Origin of the sequence: Streptomyces sp. P9(2023) (genome assembly GCF_032436795.1) — a bacterium.
Taxonomy (GTDB): Bacteria; Actinomycetota; Actinomycetes; order Streptomycetales; family Streptomycetaceae; genus Streptomyces.
Genome location: NZ_JAUPWM010000609.1, coordinates 1 through 259 on the forward strand (window position 1 = coordinate 1; position 259 = coordinate 259).

At 69.9% G+C, this 259-nt stretch carries 1 protein-coding gene; it reads left to right on the forward strand.

The window, feature by feature from the left end; all coding sequences use genetic code 11:
- The coding region (locus Q5762_RS38880) for an anion permease (RefSeq protein ID WP_315897033.1) at positions 1 to 259 on the forward strand (259 nt) is incomplete at both ends.

Sequence of the window (259 nt, forward strand, 5' to 3'; positions counted from 1 at the left end):
GGGGCTGCGCGCGGCGGGGCTGATCGCCGCCGGCGCGGTCTGGCTGGCGCTTGGCGCATCCGAGGGGATGAACCCCGACGCCCGCGCCGTGGCCGCCATTGGCACGCTGATGGCCGTGTGGTGGATGACCGAGGCGATCCCGCTGTCGGCCACCGCGCTTTTGCCCATCGTTCTGATCCCGGTCTTTACCGAACGCACGGTGGCGCAGGCGACTGCCCCTTACGCCAGTTCCATCGTGTTCCTGTTTCTGGGCGGCTTC